Annotated in this window: 16 protein-coding genes; 9 read left to right on the plus strand and 7 right to left on the minus strand. The window is 71.4% G+C overall.

Annotated elements, in window-relative coordinates; genetic code table 11:
- The first annotated feature begins 91 nt into the window (after positions 1-91).
- On the plus strand, positions 92-955 hold the full coding sequence (gene mutM, locus ACFSCV_RS12945) for a bifunctional DNA-formamidopyrimidine glycosylase/DNA-(apurinic or apyrimidinic site) lyase (protein ID WP_378800002.1): 864 nt from the start codon (positions 92-94) through the stop codon (positions 953-955).
- Between the two features lie 124 nt (positions 956-1,079).
- Entirely contained in the window at positions 1,080-1,862 is a 783-nt protein-coding gene (locus ACFSCV_RS12950) for an enoyl-CoA hydratase (RefSeq protein ID WP_378800003.1), read from the plus strand.
- A gap of 4 nt (positions 1,863-1,866) precedes the next feature.
- Here ACFSCV_RS12950 and ACFSCV_RS12955 read toward each other — a convergent pair whose 3' ends face one another.
- The 4 genes from ACFSCV_RS12955 to ACFSCV_RS12970 all read right to left on the minus strand — a co-directional run bounded on the left by ACFSCV_RS12955 (position 1,867) and on the right by ACFSCV_RS12970 (position 12,738).
- Complete coding sequence (locus ACFSCV_RS12955; protein WP_378800004.1) at positions 1,867-3,018, minus strand: hypothetical protein; 1,152 nt, start codon at positions 3,016-3,018, stop codon at positions 1,867-1,869.
- 4 nt (positions 3,019-3,022) lie between these two features.
- Positions 3,023-4,411, minus strand: coding sequence for an aminotransferase class I/II-fold pyridoxal phosphate-dependent enzyme (locus ACFSCV_RS12960; RefSeq protein ID WP_378800005.1), 1,389 nt, complete (start codon positions 4,409-4,411; stop codon positions 3,023-3,025).
- Positions 4,408-11,988: an SDR family NAD(P)-dependent oxidoreductase gene (locus tag ACFSCV_RS12965; protein WP_378800006.1), complete on the minus strand. Its 7,581-nt coding sequence runs from the start codon at positions 11,986-11,988 to the stop codon at positions 4,408-4,410. Before ACFSCV_RS12965 ends, ACFSCV_RS12960 begins: the two co-directional genes overlap by 4 nt.
- A gap of 402 nt (positions 11,989-12,390) precedes the next feature.
- On the minus strand, positions 12,391-12,738 hold the full coding sequence (locus tag ACFSCV_RS12970; RefSeq protein ID WP_378800007.1) for a hypothetical protein: 348 nt from the start codon (positions 12,736-12,738) through the stop codon (positions 12,391-12,393).
- A 155-nt stretch (positions 12,739-12,893) separates the two neighbouring features.
- Between ACFSCV_RS12970 and ACFSCV_RS12975 the strand changes: the two genes are divergently transcribed.
- The gene (locus ACFSCV_RS12975) at positions 12,894-13,814 is read left to right on the plus strand and encodes a DMT family transporter (protein WP_378800008.1); all 921 of its coding nucleotides are present in this window, start codon (positions 12,894-12,896) and stop codon (positions 13,812-13,814) included.
- A gap of 122 nt (positions 13,815-13,936) precedes the next feature.
- Here ACFSCV_RS12975 and ACFSCV_RS12980 read toward each other — a convergent pair whose 3' ends face one another.
- The 3 genes from ACFSCV_RS12980 to ACFSCV_RS12990 all read right to left on the minus strand — a co-directional run bounded on the left by ACFSCV_RS12980 (position 13,937) and on the right by ACFSCV_RS12990 (position 16,440).
- The gene (locus tag ACFSCV_RS12980) at positions 13,937-15,610 is read right to left on the minus strand and encodes a formate--tetrahydrofolate ligase (protein WP_378800009.1); all 1,674 of its coding nucleotides are present in this window, start codon (positions 15,608-15,610) and stop codon (positions 13,937-13,939) included.
- Positions 15,611-15,723: 113 nt separating this feature from the next.
- Positions 15,724-15,897 (minus strand): hypothetical protein, encoded by a 174-nt coding sequence (locus ACFSCV_RS12985; protein ID WP_378800010.1) that lies wholly within the window; start codon positions 15,895-15,897, stop codon positions 15,724-15,726.
- Between the two features lie 72 nt (positions 15,898-15,969).
- A complete protein-coding gene (locus ACFSCV_RS12990) occupies positions 15,970-16,440 on the minus strand; it encodes a pilus assembly protein N-terminal domain-containing protein (protein ID WP_378800011.1) in 471 nt (156 codons plus the stop codon).
- A 343-nt stretch (positions 16,441-16,783) separates the two neighbouring features.
- On the opposite strand from ACFSCV_RS12990, the gene ACFSCV_RS12995 reads away from it, so the two are divergent.
- The 6 genes from ACFSCV_RS12995 (at position 16,784) to ACFSCV_RS13020 (ending at position 22,298) form a co-directional block, all read left to right on the plus strand.
- Complete coding sequence (locus tag ACFSCV_RS12995; RefSeq protein ID WP_378800012.1) at positions 16,784-16,948, plus strand: Flp family type IVb pilin; 165 nt, start codon at positions 16,784-16,786, stop codon at positions 16,946-16,948.
- A 214-nt stretch (positions 16,949-17,162) separates the two neighbouring features.
- A complete protein-coding gene (locus ACFSCV_RS13000; RefSeq protein WP_271200009.1) occupies positions 17,163-17,663 on the plus strand; it encodes an A24 family peptidase in 501 nt (166 codons plus the stop codon).
- A 227-nt stretch (positions 17,664-17,890) separates the two neighbouring features.
- Positions 17,891-18,676: a Flp pilus assembly protein CpaB gene (gene cpaB / locus ACFSCV_RS13005; protein ID WP_378800013.1), complete on the plus strand. Its 786-nt coding sequence runs from the start codon at positions 17,891-17,893 to the stop codon at positions 18,674-18,676.
- Between the two features lie 89 nt (positions 18,677-18,765).
- Positions 18,766-20,253, plus strand: coding sequence for a type II and III secretion system protein family protein (locus ACFSCV_RS13010; RefSeq protein WP_378800014.1), 1,488 nt, complete (start codon positions 18,766-18,768; stop codon positions 20,251-20,253).
- Between the two features lie 27 nt (positions 20,254-20,280).
- Positions 20,281-21,021, plus strand: a complete 741-nt coding sequence (locus ACFSCV_RS13015) for a CpaD family pilus assembly protein (RefSeq protein WP_378800015.1) — start codon at positions 20,281-20,283, stop codon at positions 21,019-21,021.
- Positions 21,022-21,029: 8 nt separating this feature from the next.
- On the plus strand, positions 21,030-22,298 hold the full coding sequence (locus ACFSCV_RS13020; RefSeq protein ID WP_378800037.1) for an AAA family ATPase: 1,269 nt from the start codon (positions 21,030-21,032) through the stop codon (positions 22,296-22,298).
- The last annotated feature ends 24 nt before the right edge of the window (positions 22,299-22,322 follow it).

The following is a 22,322-nucleotide window of genomic DNA, read 5'->3' on the forward strand; positions in this document are numbered from 1 at the left end:
CCGCAGCCTCGGGCGGGCGGAACCTAGCGTGCGGGGCCGCGCGGCGCTAGACACGGCGCCTCGACGGCCGCCCATTCGCGAGAGAGCACCGATGCCCGAACTTCCCGAGGTCGAGACCGTCCGCCGGGGGCTCGCGCCGGTGATGGAGGGCCGGCGCATCGAGAGCGTGGAGGCCCGCCGCCCGGACCTGCGCTTTCCCTTCCCCGAACGCTTCGCCGAGCGTCTCGTCGGCCGCACCGTCACCTCGCTCGGCCGGCGCGCGAAGTACCTGCTCGCCGATCTCGACGACGACGAGGTGCTGGTGATGCATCTCGGAATGTCGGGCTCGTTCCGCGTCGAGCCGCCCGACGCGGCGATTGCGCCCGGCGCCTTCCACCATCCGCGCTCCAAGGCCGCGACGCACGACCATGTGCGCTTCGCCTTCGCCGGCGGCGCTTCGATCACCTACAACGACCCGCGCCGGTTCGGCTTCATGACGCTGTCGCCGCGGGCGAACCTCGAAGCGCATCCGCTGTTCCGGCACGTCGGGGTCGAGCCGCTCGGCAACGCGCTCGACGGGGCTCTGCTGCTGAAGCTGTTCGCGGACAAGAAGACGAGCCTGAAGGCCGCCCTGCTCGACCAGCGGCTGATCGCGGGCCTCGGCAACATCTATGTCTGCGAGGCGCTCAACCGCTCGCGCCTGTCGCCGACGCGCGCCGCGGGAACGTTGAAGCCGAGCCAGGCCGAGGCGCTCGCCAGCGCCATCCGGGCGACGCTCGAGGACGCGATCGCCGCGGGCGGTTCGACGCTGCGCGACTTCGCCCACGCCGACGGGGCGCTCGGCTACTTCCAGCACGCCTTCCGGGCCTACGACCGCGAGCACGAGCCGTGCGCGACGCCGGGCTGCCGCGGCGTGATCCGGCGCATCGTCCAGACCGGACGCTCGACCTTCTTCTGCCCGGAGTGCCAGAAGTGACCGTCATCCCGGACGGCGAAGGCCGAACCGGGATCGTGCTACGGATATGGCGCTCTGTCCTGCGCACGATCCCGGCTCTCGCCTACGCTCGGCCGGGACGACGCTCTCCCATCGCGAGGCCCTCATGACCGACGCAGCTTACGAAACCATCCTGGTCGAGACCCGCGGCGCGGTGGGGCTCGTGACCCTCAACCGCCCCAAGGCCCTCAACGCGCTGAACGCCCGCCTGATCGGCGAACTGGGCGACGCGATCCAGGCCTTCGAGGCGGACGAGGCCATCGGCGCGGTGGTGATCGCGGGCGGCGAGAAGGCCTTCGCGGCGGGCGCCGACATCACCGAGATGGCGTCGAAGAGCTTCACGGACGTCTACTTCGCCGATCTCGGCGGCGCATGGGGCCGGCTCGTCGCCTGCCGCAAGCCGCGGATCGCGGCGGTCTCGGGCTACGCGCTCGGGGGCGGCGCGGAGCTGGCGCAGATGTGCGACGTCGTGATCGCGTCCGAGACCGCGAAGTTCGGCCAGCCCGAGATTACGCTCGGCATCATCCCCGGCTTCGGCGGCACCCAGCGGCTGACGCGGGCGATCGGCAAGGCCAAGGCGATGGACCTGATCCTCACCGGCCGGATGATGGACGCGGAGGAGGCCGAGCGCTCCGGGCTCGTCTCGCGCGTGGTGCCCGGCGACCGCCTGCTGGATGAGGCGCTGTCGGCCGCGGCGAAGATCGCGTCGTTCTCGCGCGCCGCCGTGCTCGCCGCGAAAGAGGCCGTGGAGGTCGCCCACGAGACGGGCCTGTCCGAGGGCGTGCGCTTCGAGCGCCGCGCGTTTCAGGCGCTGTTCGCCACCGAGGACCAGAAGGAGGGTATGGTCGCCTTCGTGGAGAAGCGCAAACCGGCCTTCCGCAACCGCTGAGGCCTTACAGCGAGCGCTGGTAGATCCGCCACGTCTTGGTGCGCCGGGCCGGCATGCCGGCGACGAGGTGGATGACGTTGCGGTTGTCCTCCAGCATCCAGCTCACCTCGAGGCGCTTGGCCTTGGCCTTGCGCGCCTTCTCGACGGCGTCCGCCAGCAGCATGGCCGCCGCCATCGCGCCGACGCGGGTGCCGCGCCAGCCGCGCCGGACCCCGATGATCGGCACACGGACTCGGGCGAGGCCCGCGACCTTGAGCCGCCAGAGCAGCTTGGCCCAGCCGAACGGCGCGAGCCGGCCGCCGAGATCGTGGATCGCCTCGTTGAGGTCGGGCGCCATGGTGAGGATGCCGATCGGCTCGCCGCGCCAGTCGGCGATCGTCGACCAGTCGCGCGGCAGGATCGGCTGGGCGAGTTCGGCCAGGAACCGCGCCTCGTCGATCGTGACCGGCACGGCGCCCCAGTTCACCGACCAGCCGTCGTTGTAGACGTCGTTGATGGTGGCCACCGCGTCCGGGCCGACGGCGCTGCGCAGGGTCAGATCGGACGCCGACCGCCATCTCGACCGCGCCCTGGCGACGCGCTCCGGCAGGCGGCTTTCGGCGAGTTCGCCCTCATAGCCGACGATGTCCTTCACGCCGCGGAAGCCGAGCCGTTCGAGCTGGCGCGCGTAATAGGGCGGCGCGTAGTTGGTGTGGGTCGTCGACGGCGTGTCGAAGCCCTCCACCAGCAGCCCGCATTCGTGGTTGACCGAGGCGCTGTAGGGCCCGGTCACCTGCGTCAGGCCGCGCTCGCGGAGGAAGCCGAAGGCGGTCGCGAACAGCGCGTCCCAGACCGCGTCGTCGTCGATCGCCTCGAGGAAGCCGAAATGGCCGGCGCCGTCGCCATGGGCCGCGAGATGGGCGTGGTGCTTGACCGCGTAGATCCGCCCGACCGGCGCGCCGTCCCGGAACGCCGTCCAGGCCCGGCCGTCATTGGCGCGGGCGAAGGGCGTCGCGCCGGGGGTCAGCGTCTCCTTCAGCTCCTGCAGAAGCGGCGGCGAGAAGTTCGGGTCGCCGCCCTGCGCGGCGAGCGCCGCGCGCCAGAACGGCTTCAGGTCGCGCGCGGATCGGACGGGGCGGACGTCGACCGCCGACGATGGGTGCTGGACGGGCGGCAAGCGGTCAGCCCGGCCTCGTGGCCTTGGCGAGCGCGGCCGCCATCTTGATGCCGAAGCCGGCCTTGGCGAGCTTGGCGTGCTCCTCCGCCGTGACGGCGACCGCCTCGTCGATCTGGTCGAAGGAATGCTCGCTCGTCAGGAAGAAGCGCAGCCGCGCCGAACGCTCCGGCACCGCTGGATGCACGATCGGCAGCGCGTTGACGCCGCGCTCCAGCAGGCGGTTCGCGAGGTGCACGGCGCGCAGGCTGTCGCCCACCATCACGGGCGAGATCGCGAAGCCGGCGCTGTCGCCGACATCGAGACCGGCCTGCTTCGCCTTCTCCACGAAGCGCAGCCCGTTGGCGCGCAGCTTCGCCACGCGCTCCGGCTCCCGCTCCAGCACGTCGAGCGAGGCGATGGCCGCGGCCGCGACCGGCGGCGGCATGCCCACGGAGTAGACGAAGCCCGGCGCCGTGAACTTCATGTATTCGACCAGCGCCTTCGAGCCCGCCACATAGCCGCCGCAGCCGGACAGCGTCTTGGACAGCGTGCCCATCCAGATGTCGACCTCGTTAGGATCGACGCCCTGCTCCTCGGCCACGCCGCGCCCGGTGCGGCCGAGGACGCCCAGCGAATGGGCCTCGTCCACCATCAGCCAGAAGCCGTAGCGCTCGCGCAGCGCGACCAGCCGGGGCAGGTCCGGGATGTCGCCGTCCATGCTGTAGAGCCCCTCGACGACGACCAGCACGCGGTCGTGGCCGTGGGCGTGCTGGCTCAGCAGTTCGTCGAGCGCGTCGAGATCGTTGTGCGGGAACATCCGCCGGGTCGCGCCCGAGAGCGTCGCGCCGACCACGATCGAGTTGTGCGAGAGCGAGTCGTACAGGATCAGGTCGTTCGGCCGCATCAGATGGCCGAGGATCGCCACATTGGTGGCGTGGCCGCTGACGAAGACGACCGCCGCCTCGACGCCGATGAAGCCGGCGACGCGCGCTTCGAGCTCCTGGTGGATCGGCCGCTCGCCCGCCACCAGACGGCTCGCCGAGACCGAGGTGCCGTAGCGGTCGATCGCGGCCTTGGCGGCCTCGGCGACCTCGGGATGCCCGTTCAAGCCGAGATAGTTGTAGGAGGCGAAGTTGACGTGCGCCCGGCCGTCGATGTCGGTGGTCGCGCCCGCCCGTCCGTCGTGCAGCCGGAAGAACGGGTTCGGCACGTTCAGCAGCGAAGCGACGGCCTGCTGCGTGTGGATGTCCTTCAGCTCCGGCAGGTCGGCGAAGCGGTTGCGGGCGCGCTTCGCCCGCGGCCGCGGGGCCGCGACGCCTTCTTCGGCCGGCTTCGGCGCGGACGACCGCAGCGCGCCGAGGATGCCGTCCTTCGCGGAGCGCGAAAGCCCGCCCATGCCACGCCGGACGCTCATCCCGCGGCTCCGCCGAGGGCTGCGCGGCGCGCCTCCACCGCCTCGCCGAACTCGGCGAGGTCCTCGTGACCAACGTCGTCGGCGATGTGGCGGTGGACGAGGTCGGCGTTGACGGCGCTCGTCTCCGCGCCGGCGTCCGGGTCGTGGATGCGGGCGACGATCGACTGCGCGATCGTGATGAGCGTCGTGGAGTCGCCGATCGCCACCAACGGCAGCTCGACGTCGAACCGCCGCTCAACGCTCATGCGCAGCTCCAGTCCCATCAGCGAGTCCATGCCGAGCTCGGCCAGCGGCCGCTGCGGCGAGATTTCCTTCGCCGGCAGCTTGAGGATGCGGGCGACCTCGCCGGCGAGGATCTCGGCCACGATGTCGCGGGCGGCGCGGGCGTCCTTGCCGCGCACCAGCGCCGCGAGGTCGATCTGCTCCACCGCGTCCTGCGGCCCCATCTCGGCGCCGGCCAACACCTGCGCGAACATGGGCGAGGCGAGATAGGCGAGATCGCGCCGGGCCGCGGCCCAGTCGATCGGCGCGATCGCGACGACGGCCGCCTCCGGCGCGGGATCGCCGGCGGCGAGCACGGTCCCGAGACCTTCGAGCGCCTCGGCGCCCGAGAGCGTGGCGTGGCCGAGACGGCGCTGGATCTTCTCCTTCACCTCGCCGGTGCGGGCGAGATAGCCGACGTCGCCGAGCGCGCCCCAGGCGACCGCAAGCGCGGGCTTGCCCGCCCGGCGGCGGTTGCGCGCCAGCGCTTCGAGCCACGCATTGGCGGCGACGTAGTTCGCCTGGCCGGGATTGCCGATCACGGTCGTCGCCGACGAATAGATCACGAACTGGCCGAGCGGATCGCCCGCCGTCAGGCGGTCGAGCGCCTTCGCGCCGTCGATCTTGGGGCGCAGCGCCGCCTCGAACCGTTCGGCGTCGAGATTGGCGAGCAGCGCGTCCTCCAGCACCATGGCCACATGCCACGCGCCGCCGATCGGCCCGAGCGCCGCGCGGACGTCCTTGAGCACGGCCTCCAGCGCCGCCTCGTCCGCCGCGTCGCAGGCATAGGCGCGAACCGTCGCGCCGAGCGCCTCGAGCCGCGCGACGCCCGCGGCCGCCGCCGCGCTCTTCGCGCCCGAGCGCCCGATCAGCGCGAGTTTCGTCGCGCCGTGCGCCACCAGCCATTCCGCGGTGGCGAGGCCGAAGCCGCCGAGGCCGCCGACGAGCACATGCGCGCCGTCCGCCGCGCGGAACGGCTCGGGCGCGGAGGCCGGCAGGTCGGCCGGGTCGAGCGGCCGCACCACGATCTTACCGACATGGCCGGACTGCTGCATCAGCCGGAACGCGTCGCCGACCTCCGTCGCCTCGAAGGCGCGGTAGGGCAGCGGCGCGAACACGCCCTTGCCGAACAGCTTCAGCACGTCCCGGAACAGCTTGCGGCCGAGTTCCGGCCGGTGGACCAGCAACTGGTCGGCGTCGATGCCGAAATAGGAGATGTTGCGCCGGAACGGCCTCAGGCCCAGCCGGCTGTTGGCGTAGAAGTCACGCTTGCCGAGCTCGAGGAAGCGGCCGAACGGCTTCAGCGTCGCGAGGCTGCGCTCGATGGCTTCGCCGAACAGCGAGTTCAGCACCACGTCGACGCCCTCTCCGCCGGTGAGGCGCCTCACCTCGTCCATGAACTCGAGGCTGCGGCTCGACAGCACATGGGTCGCGCCGAGCGTGCGCAGCAGGGCGCGCTTCTCGTCGGAGCCGGCGGTCGCGATGACCTTGGCGCCCTTCCATTGCGCGATCTGCAGCGCGGCGAGGCCGACGCCGCCGGCGCCGCCATGGATCAGCACCCACTCGCCGCGCTTGAGGTTGGCGAGTTCGACCAGCGCGTAATAGGCCGTGAGGAAGCAGACCGGGATGGTCGCGCCCTCTTCGAAGGCGAGCCCTTCCGGCAGCGGCGCGACCGCGATCTCCGGCACGGTGACGTGGCTTGCGAAGGCGCCGGAGGCGAAGGCCACCACGCGGTCGCCGACCGCGAGCCCCGACACGCCGTCGCCGACTGCGGTCACGACGCCCGAACATTCAATGCCAAGTCCAGGACCGGCGAAGCCGTCCTCCAGCGCCTCTTCCGGCAGCAGGCCGAGCGCCCACATCACGTCGCGGAAATTGAGTCCGACGGCGGCGACCTCGATCGCCACCTCCCCGGCGGCCGGCGGCTTCAGCGGCGCCGCGCGCCACGCGACGTCGTCGAGCCCGCCCTCGCGGCCGGTGTCGAGCGCGGCGGCACGCGGCGCTCCGGAATCGCCCGCCTGAGGCGCGAGCGGCAGCCCGTGCCGCAGCCGCGGCGCGCGGACGCCGTGAGCGTCGATGACCAGCTCCACGTCCGCGCGCGGCGCGGCGATCTCGGCGGCGACCGCGCGCGCGGCCTCGTCCGTCCCGAGATCGGCGGAGACGTCGATCAACCGGATGTCGTGGCCGCGGAACTCGTTTCGCACCACGCGCAGGAAGCCTGCGAGCGCGGCCTGGTCGGCGCGCTCGCCCGCGACGCCGACGGCGCCCGACAGGCTGCCCGGCGCCACCACCCACAGTCGCGCGTCGACCGCGGTCGCGGCGCGGACCAGCCCGAGCAGCCAGCCGGCGCGCAGCGTCGCCGTCGCGGCGTCGTCCGGGCCCTCGCCGTCGAGCGCCACGACGACTTCGGGCTTCGGGCCGTTCTTCGCTGCGGCCGTGAGGCCAAGCTCCGCCGGCTCGCCCCAGGGACGGGGCTCGTGGCGACCGTTTCCGTTCGCGCCCGAGGTCGCGGCATGAAGGCTTGCGGCGCGGCCGTCGCCGTCCAGCGCCCGCGCGAGCGACTGCGCAAGCGCGCCGCGCCCGCCGGCCGCCTCGCCCACCACCAGGACGCCGGCGCGCACGGCGTCCGCGTCGTCGCCGGCCCGCCGGCGTCGGGTGGCGAGCACGAGGCTGGTCGGAGCGCGGGCGCCGTCGAGCGCGAGGACCGCATGGTCGGAGAGCCGGGCGTCGGCGAGATCGGCCGTCCACTCGCCCGCCTCGCGGGCGAAGCCGGCCGCGTCATGGTCCGCGTCGGAACGCTCGAACCACGATGGATCAAGGCCGAACACCACGTCGAGGAACGCGGACGGCTGGAGCGCCGTGAGCGCGAGCGCGCCGTTGTCGGCGAGACGGCCGGCGAGCCTGCGGACCGCCTCCGGCGAGGCGAGCGCGCGTCCCCATCCGAGAGCGCCGACGACAAGGTCGAACACGTCCGCGTCGCCGCCGTCGACGGCGGGATCGAACGCCGTCACCGCGACGCCCGGCCGCCCGGCGAAGGCGAACCGCAGCCGCTCGACGGCGGTCGCGTCCGGATCGCTGACCGTGAGCGTCACCCGCGGGTCGAGGCCAAGCTCCGCCAGCGCGCGCGTCAGCGCGCCCGTCCCGGCGGCGATCTCAAGGATGCGGATCGGCCTGTCGGCGGTCGCGTCGGCGACCAGCGCCCGGACGAGGTCTGCGACCGCGCGGACGCCGTCGGCGACGAGCGGCGCCGCCGAACCGGCGTGGGCGAGGGTGGCCGCGCCGAAAGGCGCGCCCTCTTCGGCGCCCGAGGCGAGCACGCGCGGCATGAGCGCGAGCGCGCGGGAGGCCATGACGCATTCCGCGCCGCGGTCCGGATGGTCGGACAGCACGGTGCGGACGATGTCGGCCGCCGCCGGCAGCCCAGTCGAGGGCGCGAGCGTCCAGACGTCGCCCGCGCGGGAGGCGTGGCCGCGCTGCTGCAGAAGGGCGAGCAGCCGGCCGGCGTAGCGCACGGACGTCGGCGCGAGACGGCCCCGGCGCACGAGGTCGGCCAGCGTCGCGGGCTTGCGGCCCCGGCCGAACACGCCGGACAGCGCGTCATGGGCGGCCACGACCGCGAAGGCCTCCAGCAGCAGGTCGTCGTCGGCGCGCTCCGGCGCATCAGTGACGAGACCAAGCGCGCGGGCGCGCGCCACGATGTCCGAAGCCTCGACCGCGGCGGCCTCCGGCGCGCCGGGCGCGGGGCCGACCAGCGCCGGCGCGACGTGATAGGCGAGCCGTTCGAGCGGAGTGCGGCGCGCGAGCGTCACGGCGCGGAAGCGCGCGTCGCGGAGCGTGGCCACCACCTCGCCCGCGGCGTCGGTGAGGGTGAAGGTCGCGTCGATCGACCGCGCGCTGAAGCGGCGGATCGCGATGTCGGCGCGCGCGATCGTGGCCCCGGGCCTGAGCAGCCTCAGCGCGCCGAACCGCATCGGCAGGTAGGTCACGTCGGGCCGGTGGCCGTGCGCGCCGAACAGCGCCAGCAGTCCGTGGAAGCAGGCGTCGAAATCGGCCGGGTGCAGGCCGTAGCGCGCGTCCCGCGGTCCGCGCGCCGCCTCGGGCGCGAGCGTGACGACGAGACGGTCGGGCGTCGGCCGTTCGATCCGCTCGGCGACCTGGAAGGACGGGCCGAAGTCGAGCCCGTGCTGGCCGGCGAGCGCGTAGAGTTCGGCGCCGGAATAGGTTTCGCCGACTTCCGCGGCCGGCGCCGGCGCTTCGGCGGCGAGGCTCGGCGGCGCGCCGACGCGGCCGACGGCGTGCAGCGTCCAGTCGTCGGAGCGGAGCCGCGGCCGGCTCAGGATCTCGACGGTGCGGCTCTCCGGCGACAGCCGGGTGCGGACCTCGGTGATGGCGTCGGCGTCGAGCGTGAGGGCGTGGCTGATCTCGAAGTCGAGCAGCTCGACCGCCTCGACGCCGAGCCAGGCGCGGCCCGCGGCGAGCGCCATCTCGGCCAGCGCCGCGCCCGGGATCACCACGCGGCCGCCGACCTTGTGCTCGGCGATCAGCGGCGCGTTCGCCGGATCGAGATGCGCGATCCAGTCGTCGGCGAAGGCGCGCAGCCGCGCCCCGATCAGCGGATGGCGGTCGTAGCCCTGGTAGAACTGCTCGCCGTCGGCGGTGACGCCGACCGCGAAGCGGGCGTTCTGCCAGGGGTAGCCGGGCAGGCGCACGGCCGGACCGTTGAGCTTGCCGAACACCTGGTCCCGCGCCACGCGTCCGCCCTTGGCGACGACGCGGGCGAGAGCGCGGCGGACCGGGTCGTGGTCGCCGGGGCCGTGGTCGTCGCAGCTCAGGACGCCGGCCGGAATCTCCGCCGCCGCCAACACATCGTTGACATAGGTCTGCAGCACCGGCCGCGGGCCGATCTCCACGAACACGCGGGCGCCCGCCGCGGCCGCCGCCTCGACGGCATCAGCGAAGCGCACGGGCTGGCGGACGTTGTCCCACCAGTAGTCCGCGTCGAGAGCCGCGCCGTCGGTCAGGGCGCCCGTGACGCTCGACACGAAGGCGACCTTGCCGGCCTTGGGCTTGAGCGTGGCGAGATCGGCGAGCAGCGGCGCCCGGACGCCTTCGATCAACCCGGTGTGGAAGGGATAATCGATGTCGAGCACGCGCACCGCGATCCGGCGCCCACGGGCGAAGCGCCCGAGTTCGCGGATCTCGGCTTCGGGCCCAGACACCGTGACCGAGCGGGCGCTGTTGACCGCCGCGATCTCGACGCCGCCGAAGCCGCCGTCCGCGAGCAGCGCCTCGACCTCGTCCGCCGGCAGCAGCACCGCCGCCATCACGCCGGCCTTCCACGCGATCTCCTGATGGAGGCTGCGCGAATGCACCACGGCGCAGGCCTGCTCCAGCGTCAGCGCGCCGGAGGCCAGCGCCGCCGCGACCTCGCCGACCGAATGGCCGAGCACAACGTCGGGCGTGACGCCCGCGGCCGCAAGCGCGGCGGTCGTCGCCTCCTGAACGGCGAACAGCAGCGGCTGCGCGAACTCGGCGCGCTTGAGCCGATCGGCGAGATCGTCGGCGAACAGGATCTCCTTCACCGACCATCCCGCGAGCGCGCCGAAGACGGCGTCGATCTCGTCGAGGCGGGCGCGGAACGCCGCGTCCTGCGCGTGCAGCCGGCGGCCCATGCCGGCCCACTGCGAACCGTTGCCGGAATAGGCGAAGGCGACGGGCGCCTCGCGCGCGACCGCGCTGTCGAGGGTCGCGCCGGGAGCCTCGCCGGTCTCGGCGAAGGCGGCGAGCGTCGGACCCCATGTGGCGGGATCGTCGCTCTCGAGCACGAGGCGGCGGCCGAGCAGGTCGCGCGTCGCGGCGACGCTGGTCGCCACGTGCCGCGCGCGGGCGACGTCGCGGCCTTCGAGCGTCTTTGCGTAAGCTGCGGCGAGCTCCGTCAGCGCCTCGCGCGAGCGCGCCGACAGCGCGAGCACAGGCGCAGGGCCGCCGGCCTCGACGGCGCGCGGCGAGGACCGGCCGGCGCGGTCGTCCGGCGTCGGGTCGCAGACCACCACATGAGCGTTGGTGCCGCCGAAACCGAAGGAGTTCACGCCCGCGAAACGCGGACCGGCGCCGCGCGGCAGCGGCGTCGCCGCGGTCGCCACGGCGAGCTTCAGCTCCTCGAACGGGATGTCGGGATTGAGCTCGCGGACATGGAGCGAAGCCGGCAGCAGGTCGTGCTCCAGCGCGAGATCGGCCTTCAGCAGGCCGACGAGGCCGGACGCCGCCTCGAGATGGCCGACGTTGGTCTTGACCGAGCCGATCGGTAGCGGCGGCCCCTTGCGGGCCTTCAGCAGGCCGCCGACCGCCCCGGCCTCCGCCGGGTCGCCGACGCGCGTGCCGGTGCCGTGCGCCTCGATGAAGGCGAGCCGTTCAAGATCGATGTCCGCCTCGCGATAGACCCGCTCCAGCAGCGCGAGCTGGGCGTCGGGCGAGGGCAGCGACATGCCGACGGTGCGGCCGTCGGAATTGACGTCGGAGGCGGCGATCATGACCCGCATGCGGCGGTGCGCCGCGCGGGCGGCGTCCGCGCGCTCGATCACCACCGCGACGCCGCCTTCGGCGCGCACATAGCCGTCGGCGTTGGCGTCGAAGGCGCGGCAGCGGCCGCCCGGCGACAGCATGGTGGCCTGGGCGAATGAGATGAACGGGAACGGGCTGCCGAGGATGTTGACGCCGACCACGATCGCCCGCTCGATCCGGCCGGAGCGCAGGGCCGCGACCGCCTCGTTCAGGGCGACGAGCGAGGAGGAACAGGCGGTGTCGACCGTGAAGCTCGGGCCGCGCAGGTCGAACAGATACGAGATGCGGTTGGAGACGATCGACAGCGTGTTGCCGGTCGCGAAATAGGGATCGGCCGAGGCCGGGTCGAAGATGATGCGGTTGCCGTAGTCGAGCGCCGATGCGCCCACGAACACGCCGGTCTCGCCGCCGGCGATCGACGACGGCGGGATGCCCGCGTCCTCCAGCGCCTCCCAGACGAGCTGCAGCGCGAGGCGCTGCTGCGGGTCCATCTGCTCGGCCTCGCGCGGGCTGACGCCGAAGGCGGCGGGATCAAAGGCGTAGATGTCGTCGAGAACGCCGGCCGCGAAGGTGTAGCTCTTGCCCGGCTCGCCCTTGCGGGGATGCAGGTAGCGGGCCGACGACCACCGCTCCTCGCCGATCGAGGTCACGGCGCAGCGGCCTTCGGAGAGCAGCCGCCAGAAGGCCGGGACATCGGGAGCGCCGGGAAGCCGACACGAACGTCCAACGACAGCGAGAGGCGCGGTTTTTTTCATGAGCGACGACGCGGACCTGCCTCGATTGCTGCGCCCAACGCCTGCCGGCGGAAGGCGGACGCGCGCCGCCCCGGAGCGACGCGACCGAATCGCGAAACCTCGGCCGGGCGCCACATGGTCGGACGCGCGTGACGGAAACGTGACGGTCGAAGGGGGCGCAGCCGAGATATCCCGTCTGCCTCAGGGCCTGTCAAGCGCGCGCCGACGTCCGACCCGCGACGGCCGGAGAGCCGGAACGCCGCCGCCCCGCTGCTTACGCCTGTCGTCGAACGCGCCGGCGCGAGCCGAGCCATGTGTTCCCCTTGCCTGCGGTCCGGCCTGCACCGGGCCGCTCCCGCAAACAGGCTACACGACTTTGGGAGCGCTCCGCCATCGTCCTCTGCGCAATGGGGGAACGGAGCTTTACGGCTTGGAGAGCCGCCGCGCGTTCGCCCGCACCGCGCGGGCGGCGGGGCGCATCGCCGCCTCGCCGGCCGCGACCATGACGCCGGCGGCGGCGACCGGCGAAGCCGCCACGCCGAGCCGGCTGAGCACGCGCCCGGCCGCCAGTCCGCCTTCCCAGGCGGCCATGACCTTCTCCGACAGCATACGCTGGGCTTCGGCGGCGCCGGCCGCGGTGGGCGAATAGCCCTCCTGGGCCATGCGCGCGACGCGGGTCGCGACCACGAACCCTGCGAAAGGCCCCATGGCGGCGAACCCGCCGACGAGCGCCGCCTGGCGACGCCAGAGGTCGAAAATGTCGGATGTCATGCGCGCTGGGCGCTCCTGGTTGGGCAGGCCGACGCTCCGTTTCGGGACAGCCATGCGTGGCCGGACCTTGGACCCGGCGTGCGAGCTGGTCCATGCTGCTTTCGGCCGCGTCTGCTTCGCGCCGCACCCCACATACTCGCCATAAAGCGAGCGTCATGCGTCTCACCGACATCGGCCGCGACCTGTTCGGGCGGCCCTACCTCCTGCTGTCCCTCACCTCGCTGTTCTGGGCCGGCAACATCGTGCTGGGCCGGTTCGTCGCCGGCCACATTCCTCCGATCGCGCTGGCCTGGATGCGCTGGAGCGGCGCGGCCTGCATCCTGCTCGCCTTCGCCTGGCCGCATCTGAAGCGCGACTGGCCCTTGGTGCGCGCCAACATCCCCGTGCTGACGCTGCTCTCCTTCACGGGCGTCAGCATCTACAACGCGATGGCCTATTGGGGCCTCCAGCGCACGGAGGCGCTCAACGCGCTGCTGATCCAGTCCACCGGACCGCTGCTGATCGCGCTCTGGGGCTTCGCCCTGTTCCGGGAGACGCTGTCCGCGCGCCAGTTCGCCGGCATCATCGTCTCGCTCGCGGGCGTCGCGGTGATCGTGACGCGGGGCGATCCGGCGGCGCTCGCCGACCTCCGGCTGAACCCCGGCGACGTCTGGGTGCTTTCGGCGATGATCCTCTACGCGCTCTATTCCGCCCTGCTCAGGATCAAGCCCGCGATGCACTGGCTGTCCTTCGTGGCGGCGACGAGCGCGCTCGGCGCGCTGCTGCTGACGCCCGCCTTTCTCTGGGAGCTGGCGCAGGGCCGCGCGCCGACCGCCGACGCCACGACGTTCGCGGCCATCGCCTACGTCGCGCTGTTTCCCTCCACGCTCGCCTACCTGTTCTTCAACCGCGGCGTGGAGCTGATCGGCGCGAACCGGGCCGGGCCGTTCTTCCATCTGATGCCCGTCTTCGGTTCGGTTCTGGCGATCGGCTTCCTCGGTGAACGGCTCGCCGCGTTTCACGCGATCGGCTTCCCGCTGGTTCTGCTCGGCGTGTTCGTCGCCTCCCGCGCCGCGAAGCCCGCGCCCCCGCCGTAAGCGACCCGTCGGGAAACGCGCACAAAAAAGGACCGGCTCCGAGAGTGGAGCCGACCCCTTCCTGTCTCAATCCCGGACGAGTGCGTAGGCCCGGCGGCGCGGGGCTCCGCGGCGCCTGCTTGTCAGGCGATGCCGTCGATCGTGCCGTCCGGCAGCAGCTTGATGTTGGCCGAAGCCGGAACCTTCGGCAGGCCCGGCATGGTCATGATCTCGCCGCAGACCACCACCACGAAGCCCGCGCCGGCCGAGAGCCGGGCCTCGCGGATCGGCAGCGTGTGTCCGGTCGGGGCGCCGATCGCGTTCGGATCGGACGAGAACGAGTTCTGGGTCTTGGCGATGCAGACCGGGAACTTGCCGTAGCCGGCGTCCTCCCAGTCCTTGAGCTGCTTCTTGATCGCCGGCGACGCCGTCACCTTGTCGGCGCGGTAGATCTCCTTCGCGATGGTCTCGACCTTCTCGAGCAGCGGCAGGTCCTCGGAATAGAGCGGCTTGAAGTTCGACGGCTCCTCGCCGGCGATCTTCACCACCGCGCGGGCCAGATCCTCGGCGCCGGCGGCGCCGTCCGCCCAATGCTTGCAGACCACGGCCTCGACGCCGAAATCCTCGCGCACCGCGTCCCGCAGCGTCTCGATCTCGGCGTCGGTGTCGGCGAAGAAGTGGTTGATGGCGACAACCACCGGCACGCCGAACTTCTTGGTGTTCTCGATGTGACGGCCGAGGTTGACGAGGCCCTTCTTAAGCGCCTCGACGTTCTCGGTCTTGAGGTCGTTCTTGGCCATGCCGCCGTGCATCTTGAGCGCGCGCACGGTCGCGACGATCACCACCACGTCGGGCGCGAGCCCCGAGAAGCGGCACTTGATGTCCATGAACTTCTCGGCGCCGAGGTCGGCGCCGAAGCCGGCCTCGGTCACGGTCCAGTCCGCGAGCTTCATCGCGGTCGTGGTCGCGATCACCGAGTTGCAGCCATGGGCGATGTTCGCGAACGGGCCGCCATGGATGAAGACCGGCGAGCCCTCGATCGACTGCACCATGTTGGGGCGGAGCGCGTCGCGCAGCAGCACGCCGAGCGAGCCCTGCGCGTCGACGTCCTTCGCCGTGATCGGCTTGCGGTCGGGCGTGTAGGCCACGACGATGCGACTGATGCGCTCCTCGAGGTCCTGCAGGTCGTTCGCGAGGCAGAAGATCGCCATGATCTCGGAGGCCACGGTGATGTCGAAGCCGGCCTCGCGGGTGTAGCCGTTGGTCGGCGCGCCGACGCCCGAGATAATGGAGCGCAGCGTGCGGTCGTTCATGTCGAGCACGCGGCGGAACACGATGCGGCGCGGATCGATGTTGAGCGGGTTGCCCCAGTAGAGCGAGTTGTCGACCAGCGCGGCGAGCAGGTTGTTCGCCGAGGTGATGGCGTGGAAGTCGCCCGTGAAGTGCAGGTTGATCTGCTCCATCGGGATGACCTGCGCCTTGCCGCCGCCGGCCGCGCCGCCCTTCACGCCGAACACCGGCCCGAGCGACGGCTCGCGCAGGCACATGATGGCCTTCTCGCCGATGTGGTTCAGCGCGTCGCCGAGGCCGACCGTCGTGGTGGTCTTGCCCTCGCCCGCAGGCGTCGGGGAGATCGCCGTCACGAGGACGAGCTTCGCGCCCTCCTTCTTCGGCAGGCCCGCGATGAAGCGGTCGTCGACCTTGGCGATGTGCTTGCCGTGGAGGTGCAGGGCGTCTTCGGGAATGCCCGCCTTGGCGGCGATCTCGGTGATCGGCTTGAGCGTCGCGGCGCGGGCGATCTCGATATCGGTCGGCATAAGGCGGTGTCCCGGGGCGGTCAGAAAAAAGGAGCGAGGCCGGTGCGGCCGGGCGCTTTTTTCACCTGTCGGACGCAGCTTCGCAACCGTGTCGGAGCACCGCAGACGAAGGTCTATGCCTCGGGACAGAGGCGAATCGCGGGTCCTGCGCAGGGCTCGGGAGCCACGATGACGGCGTGGCGGCGCACGATGTCGACCAGCCGGTCAGCGGCGGCGACAATCGCGGATTCGCAGGTGGCGAGCAGCAGAAGAAGCAGCGGCGCGGCGACCGCCGCAAACCGCTTCACGGCCGCGCGGCCTCCCCTCCGTGGAAGCGCCGCAGATTCGGGCGAGCCCGTCGCCATGTCGGCCCGACCGCGTTACTGACCGACGCCGACCGACATGCCCTGCCGCTGACTGATCTGGCCCGCGGTCGCCTCGAACGTTTCCTTGTTGTCGCCGATGGCGAGCACCGGCTCGCAGCGCGGGTTGCAGGCGAAGCTCTCGCGCTTGGTGCCGCGCTGGACCATGACCGTGTTGTTCCGGCCGCGCGCCACGCTGACGATCGTCTCGGACAGCACCTCGCCCTTGGCGTCGAGCAGCACGATGTTGGTGCTGCCGAAGCTCTTGCCGGTCACGACGATGACGCCGTTGCGCTGGGTCGTGGCGTCGGCGATCAGGGGGTTGCCGATGACGATGGTCGCGACGCCGTCCGGCGCGCGCATCAGGCTGGCGCGATCGACGGTGACGTCGAGCTGGCTCTCGGCCGCCTGCGCGGCCACCGCCGTCGCCAGCGTCGCGGCGGCGATCGCCGAGGCGCGCAGAAAATTCGTCGCAGTGCGTATGCGCATGGCTTCGGTCCCCGCAGGTGATCCACGCCATTCCAGCGCAGTTTGGTGAACGAACCGCTAACGTCCGGAACCCCGCGATGCGCGGCGGAGACGAAGCATCATGACCGCCTCCGGTTTCCACGAGGCGCGATTCCAAGACTTCAACTGTCGTTAATCATACTGATGATCGCAATATTACTTTAACCGAGAAAAACTCCAGTTTGATTCAGTTCGTTTTCAACGGTCGGATTAACTTAATCGCAATGGGCGCGCCGGTAGGTTGAGGACGTTCCGGCGCACCGACGAACACTGAGGGGACGCGGGACTGGAGCTGTCGCAACCTTCCAGAGTTCAGGAGACTCTCATGACCATTCTCAAGCGTTTCGCCAAGGACGAGTCCGGCGCCACCGCCATCGAGTACGGCCTCATCGCAGTCGGCATCGCCGTCGCCATCATCGTGACCGTCCAGACGGTCGGCACCAACCTGTCGGGCGCCTTCACGAAGGTCGCCACCAACCTGACCAAGTGATCTAAGCCGAGACGCTCGCGTCGACGCTCCCTCCCGCAAGCGGCGGGCGCGCCAGCGGCCGTCGCCCCGGCAGGGCGATAAAGCCGCCGATCTCCGACAGCCGGGGACGGCGGTTTCGTCGTTTCAGAGGTCGGAGTTCGTCTTCTGTTAGCGCTTCGCCGGTCAGCATTGGCGCAAGCTTTCTCGAACAACGCCGGCCGCCCGGGAAGACGCCATGCTCGAAACCGTCGTCGTCATCGTTCTTCCCGCCCTCGTCGTGGTCGCGGCGGTCTCCGACCTGCTCACCATGACGATCCCGAACCGGCTCGTGCTGGCGCTCGTGGCGGCGTTCGCGGCGACGGCGCCGTTCGCAGGGCTCGGCCTCCAGGACCTCGGCCTGCATCTCGCGGCCGCGGCCGCGGTGCTCGCGGTCGGGATCGCGCTGTTCATCCCCGGATGGATCGGCGGCGGCGACGCCAAGCTCGCGGCGGCGCTCGCGCTCTGGCTCGGCTTCGCTCCGCTGCTCGAATGGCTCGTGCTGTTCGCCCTGTTCGGCGGAGCGCTCACGCTCGGCGTGATGATCTACCGCAAGTACCCGCTGCCGGCCCAGTTCGTGCGGATCGGCTGGCTCGCCAAGCTGCACCATCCCGCCTCGGGCGTTCCCTACGGCGTGGCGATCGCGGCCGGCACCCTGCTGCTGCTGCCGCAGACGCAGTGGTTCGCTCTCGTCGGCTGAACGGCGCCCCCGGCCCCGTCTCGCAATACGCCGGCGACGACTATGTCATCCGGTTCGAGGAGTCCCGCCGAGCGACAGTTGTCGAACGAACAATTGAAGCGAATAAACAACTTAACAGCGCTGCAGACTGATTGTTAACCATGAATTGACGAATGGCTGTTTGACTGTCCCGAGAGTTCGAGGACTGCGGAAACGTGGCTTCGGAGGCGTGAAGGGGGAGCCGTTCGATGAAGGCCGCGCGCATCGTTGTTCTGGGAATTGCGATCGTCGCAGGCATCGGGGCCGCGCTGCTCGCCGGTGGATCGAACGAACCGGCGCCCGCCGTCACGGACGTCGCGCCGCTCAAGACCGTCGAGGTGCTCGTCGCCGCCTCCGACATCCAGATGGGCGGCGTGATTCGCTCCGAGGACATGCGCTGGCAGGCCTGGCCCGAAGAGGCCGCGAGCCCGCATTTCGTGACGAAAGCCGGCGCGCCCACCGCCGCGCAAGACAATGTCGGCGCGATCGCGCGGTCGCCTTTCGTCGCCGGCGAGCCGATCCGTCCCGACAAGCTGATCAAGGGCTCCGGCTCCGGCTACATGGCCGCGATCCTGCCCGCCGGCATGCGCGCCATCTCCGTCGAGATCTCGCCCGAAACCGGCGCCGGCGGCTTCATCCTGCCGAACGACCGCGTCGATGTGATCCTGACCCGCCGCGTGCAGGGCGCGGGCGGACGGGACGAGACCTATTCCGAGACGATCGCCGCGAACATCCGCGTCCTCGCCATCGACCAGGCGGTCGAGGACAAGGACGGCCAGAAGGTCGTCGTCGGCAAGACCGCGACGCTTGAGCTGACGCCGTCCCAGTCCGAGCAGCTCGCCCTCAGCCGGCAGCTCGGCACCATCGCCCTGGCGCTCCGCTCGCTGATCGACTCCAGCCCGAACGCCGCGGACGCGTCGCTCGACCCGGCGGAGAAGCGCGGCCGCGTGACCGTCGTCCGGTTCGGCGTCGCCAGCCAGGGAGCCGCCCGGTGACCGCGCGCCGCTCCTGGCTTCAGCATCTCTCCTTCGCTCTTCCCGCCCCGCGCCGGACCGACCGGCCCTCGGCCAGGACTTCGACCGCCATGAGCCTACTCAGCCGCCATGACGACAATCGCCGCCCCGACGGCCTCGCGCGCAGCCTGCGGATGGCGCTTGTCGCGACCTGCGCGTTCGCGCTGGCGGCGCCCGCGCCGGCCTTCGCCGCCGACCCGACCTATCTCGAGCAGGGCTATGGCGGGGGCGATTCCGGACATGTCGATCTCGGCATCGGCAAATCCTTCTCGGTGACCCTGCCGCGCGACGCGAAGGAAGTGTTCGTCGCCGATCCCGCCGTGGCGAACGCGGTCGTCCGCACCGCCCGCAAGGCCTATCTGATCGGCGCAGGCCCCGGCCAGACGGACGTCAAGTTCCTCGACAGCGACGGACGAGAGATCGCCTCTTACGAGGTCTCGGTCTCCCGCGACGTCGGCTCGATCCGCTCCTCGATCAACCGCTCCATCGACGGTGGCCGCGTGCGCGTCGAAGGCGTCGGCGACGGCGTGGTCGTCACCGGTTCGGTGAAGTCGGCGCAGGAGGCGCAGACCGCGATCGACATCGCGTCCGGCTACATGGCGGACCCGAAGAAGGTCGTGAACGCGCTGAAGATCGAAGGCCAGGACCAGGTCATGCTGAAGGTCAAGGTCGTCGAGATGCGCCGCGACGTGCTCAAGCAGCTCGGCTTCGACTACGCCGCCAACGGCCTCGACATCCTCGGCGTCAAGGTCGTCGGATCGACCCTCTTCCCCTTCAGCGCCTCCGGCGCGGTGCCCAGCAACCTGTTCCCCCCGATGATGGCGGGCGGCGACGCGACCGGCGTCCTGACCAACCCTGTGCTTGGCGGATTCAACCGGTCCGGCACCTTCGGCGCGCAGCTTCAGGCGCTCGAGCGCAACGGCGTCTCGCGCACCCTCGCGGAGCCGACCCTGACCGCGATCTCGGGCGAGACCGCCAAGTTCCTCGTCGGCGGCGAGTTCCCGATCATCACCGGCGTCGACCGCGAAACCAACGCCGCCACCGTCACCTTCAAGGAGTTCGGCGTCGGCCTGAACTTCGTTCCGGTCGTGCTGTCGTCCGGCCGCATCAACCTGAAGGTCGCGACCGAGGTCAGCGAAATCGACAGCACGACCGCGATCCAGATCAGCGGCACGTCCATCCCCGGCCTCAAGACCCGCCGCGCCGACTCGACGCTCGAACTGCCTTCCGGCGGCTCCATCGTCCTCGCCGGCCTGATCCAGCAGAGCACGCGCCGCGCCGTGAACGGCCTGCCCGGCCTGATGAACCTGCCGGTGCTCGGCACGTTGTTCCGCTCCAACGACTTCGTTCGCAACGAGACCGAGCTCGCGATCTTCGTGACGCCCTACCTCGCCAAGCCGACCACGCCCGCCAAGCTCGCCGCGCCGGACGCCGGCTTCGCCGAGCCCACCGACCAGTCGGCCATCCTGCTCGGTCGCCTGAACCGCCTCTACGGCGTGCCGGGCAAGATCGACCCCTCCACCGTCAGCCACCGCCGCGGCGGCTTCATCATCGACTGAGCCAGCGCGCTCCCGGAGTTCTGACCGATGAAGTCCTTTCTCTCATCATCGACGCGCGCCAGGCTCGGCGTCCTGCTCGTGGCGGCGTCCTCCGTCACGCTCGCGGGCTGCCACGGCGACCGGATCGTCGCCGACGACTACCCGCAGCAGTATGACCAGCGGCATCCGATCGTGCTGACCGAAGGCGCGGCGCGGCTCGACCTGCCCGTCGGGGCGGGCCGCGACGGGCTCACCGCGCGCCAGAAGGAGGACATCCGCGCCTTCGCGGCGGACTGGCGCAAGAACGGGCGCGGCCCGCTCGCCATGATGGTGCCCCGTGGCGGCGCAAGCGACGCAGCGGCGGCCTATTCGGCCTCCGCGCTCCGCGCGACCCTCGCCTCGGCGGGCGTGCCGTCGACCGCGGTGCTCACGCAGCGCTACTCCGCCTCCGGCCCCGACCATCTGGCGCCCATCAAGCTCGGCTATGTGAAGCTCAAGGCCGAGGTCCCGCACCCCTGCGGCCTGTGGCCGGACGACATGGGCAACGGCGGCGGCGACTGGTACGGCGCGACCCAGAACCGCGACTACTGGAACTTCGGCTGCGCGACGCAGCAGAACCTCGCGGCGGTCGTGGCCGATCCGGAAGACCTCGCCCGCCCGCGGACGGAGACGCCGATCTACGCCGGTCGCCGCCAGACGGTGATTGAGAAGCACCGCGTCGGCGAGGTCACTTCCGCCCGCTACAAGACCGAAGGCGTCCGGGCCAGCAACACGGGAGGCGCCCAGTGACCGATCGCATCTACACCGGGGACTACGCCGCGGGCGCCCGTTCCGGCGCCTCCCCCTCGGAAGTGATCGCGCCGCTGCCGCGCGTGTCGATCCAGGCCTTCTGCGAGACGCCGGAGATCGCCCGCCTCATCGAGCAGGTGACGACGGACCGCCGGATGGAGAAGGCGCACGTCAAGGTCCAGATGGGCGGCGGCCTGGCCGCCACCGAGGCCTACAAGGCCGCGCCGACGCCCAACGTCGTCGTCATCGAGGGCGACGCCCACCGCGAGCGGCTGATCGACACGTTGCAGCGCCTCGCCGAGGTCTGCGACGCGGGCACCAAGGTGGTCGTGATCGGCCAGGTCAACGACGTGCTGCTCTACCGCGAGCTGATGCGGCAGGGCGTGAGCGACTATCTCGTCCCGCCCTTCGGCGTGGTCGATCTCGTGCGCTCGCTGTCCGAGATCTTCCGCGCCCCGGGCGCCGATCCGGTCGGCCGCACGATCGCCTTCGTCGGCGCCAAGGGCGGCGTCGGCGCGTCGACGATCGCCCACAACGTGTCCTGGGCGATCGCGCGCCAGCTCAAGCTCGACAGCGTGGTGGTCGATCTCGACCTCGCCTTCGGCACCGCAGGCCTGAACTTCAACCAGGACCCGCCGCAGGGCGTCGCCGAGATCGTGTTCGCCCCGGACCGCCTCGACGGCGCCCTGGTCGACCGCCTGCTGTCGAAGTGCACGGAGCAGCTCTCGCTGCTCGCCGCGCCGGCGACCCTCGACCGCGTGTACGACTTCCACGAGGACGTGTTCGATCCGCTGCTCGACATCATGCGCTCGAACGTGCCCTGCAGCGTGCTCGACGTGCCGCACGTCTGGACCGCATGGTCGAAGCGCGCGCTGATCTCGGCCGACGAGGTCGTGATCGTGGCCTCGCCCGACCTCGCCAACCTGCGCAACGCCAAGAACCTGATCGACCTGCTCAAGGCCGCCCGTCCCAACGACGCGGCCGCCCGGCTGGTGATCAATCAGGCCGGCATGCCCAAGCGCGCCGAGATCAAGCCGAGCGACTTCTGCAAGGCGCTGGATCTCGAGGCGGCGGCGATCATCCCCTTCGACCCGGCGCTGTTCGGCGCCGCCGCGAACAACGGCCAGATGATCGCGGAGACCGCTCCGAGCAACAAGATCAACGACATCTTCGTCGATCTCGCCAAGCGCCTCACCGGCCGTTCGGAAGCGCGCGCGGCCAAGCGCGCGTTCCTGGAGCCGCTGATGGCTCGCATGAACCGGAAGAAGGCCGGCTGACCTTCCGGTCGGTGCGGGAAGAGG

Origin of the sequence: Methylopila henanensis (genome assembly GCF_042681025.1) — a bacterium.
Taxonomy (GTDB): domain Bacteria; phylum Pseudomonadota; class Alphaproteobacteria; order Rhizobiales; family Methylopilaceae; genus Methylopila; species Methylopila henanensis.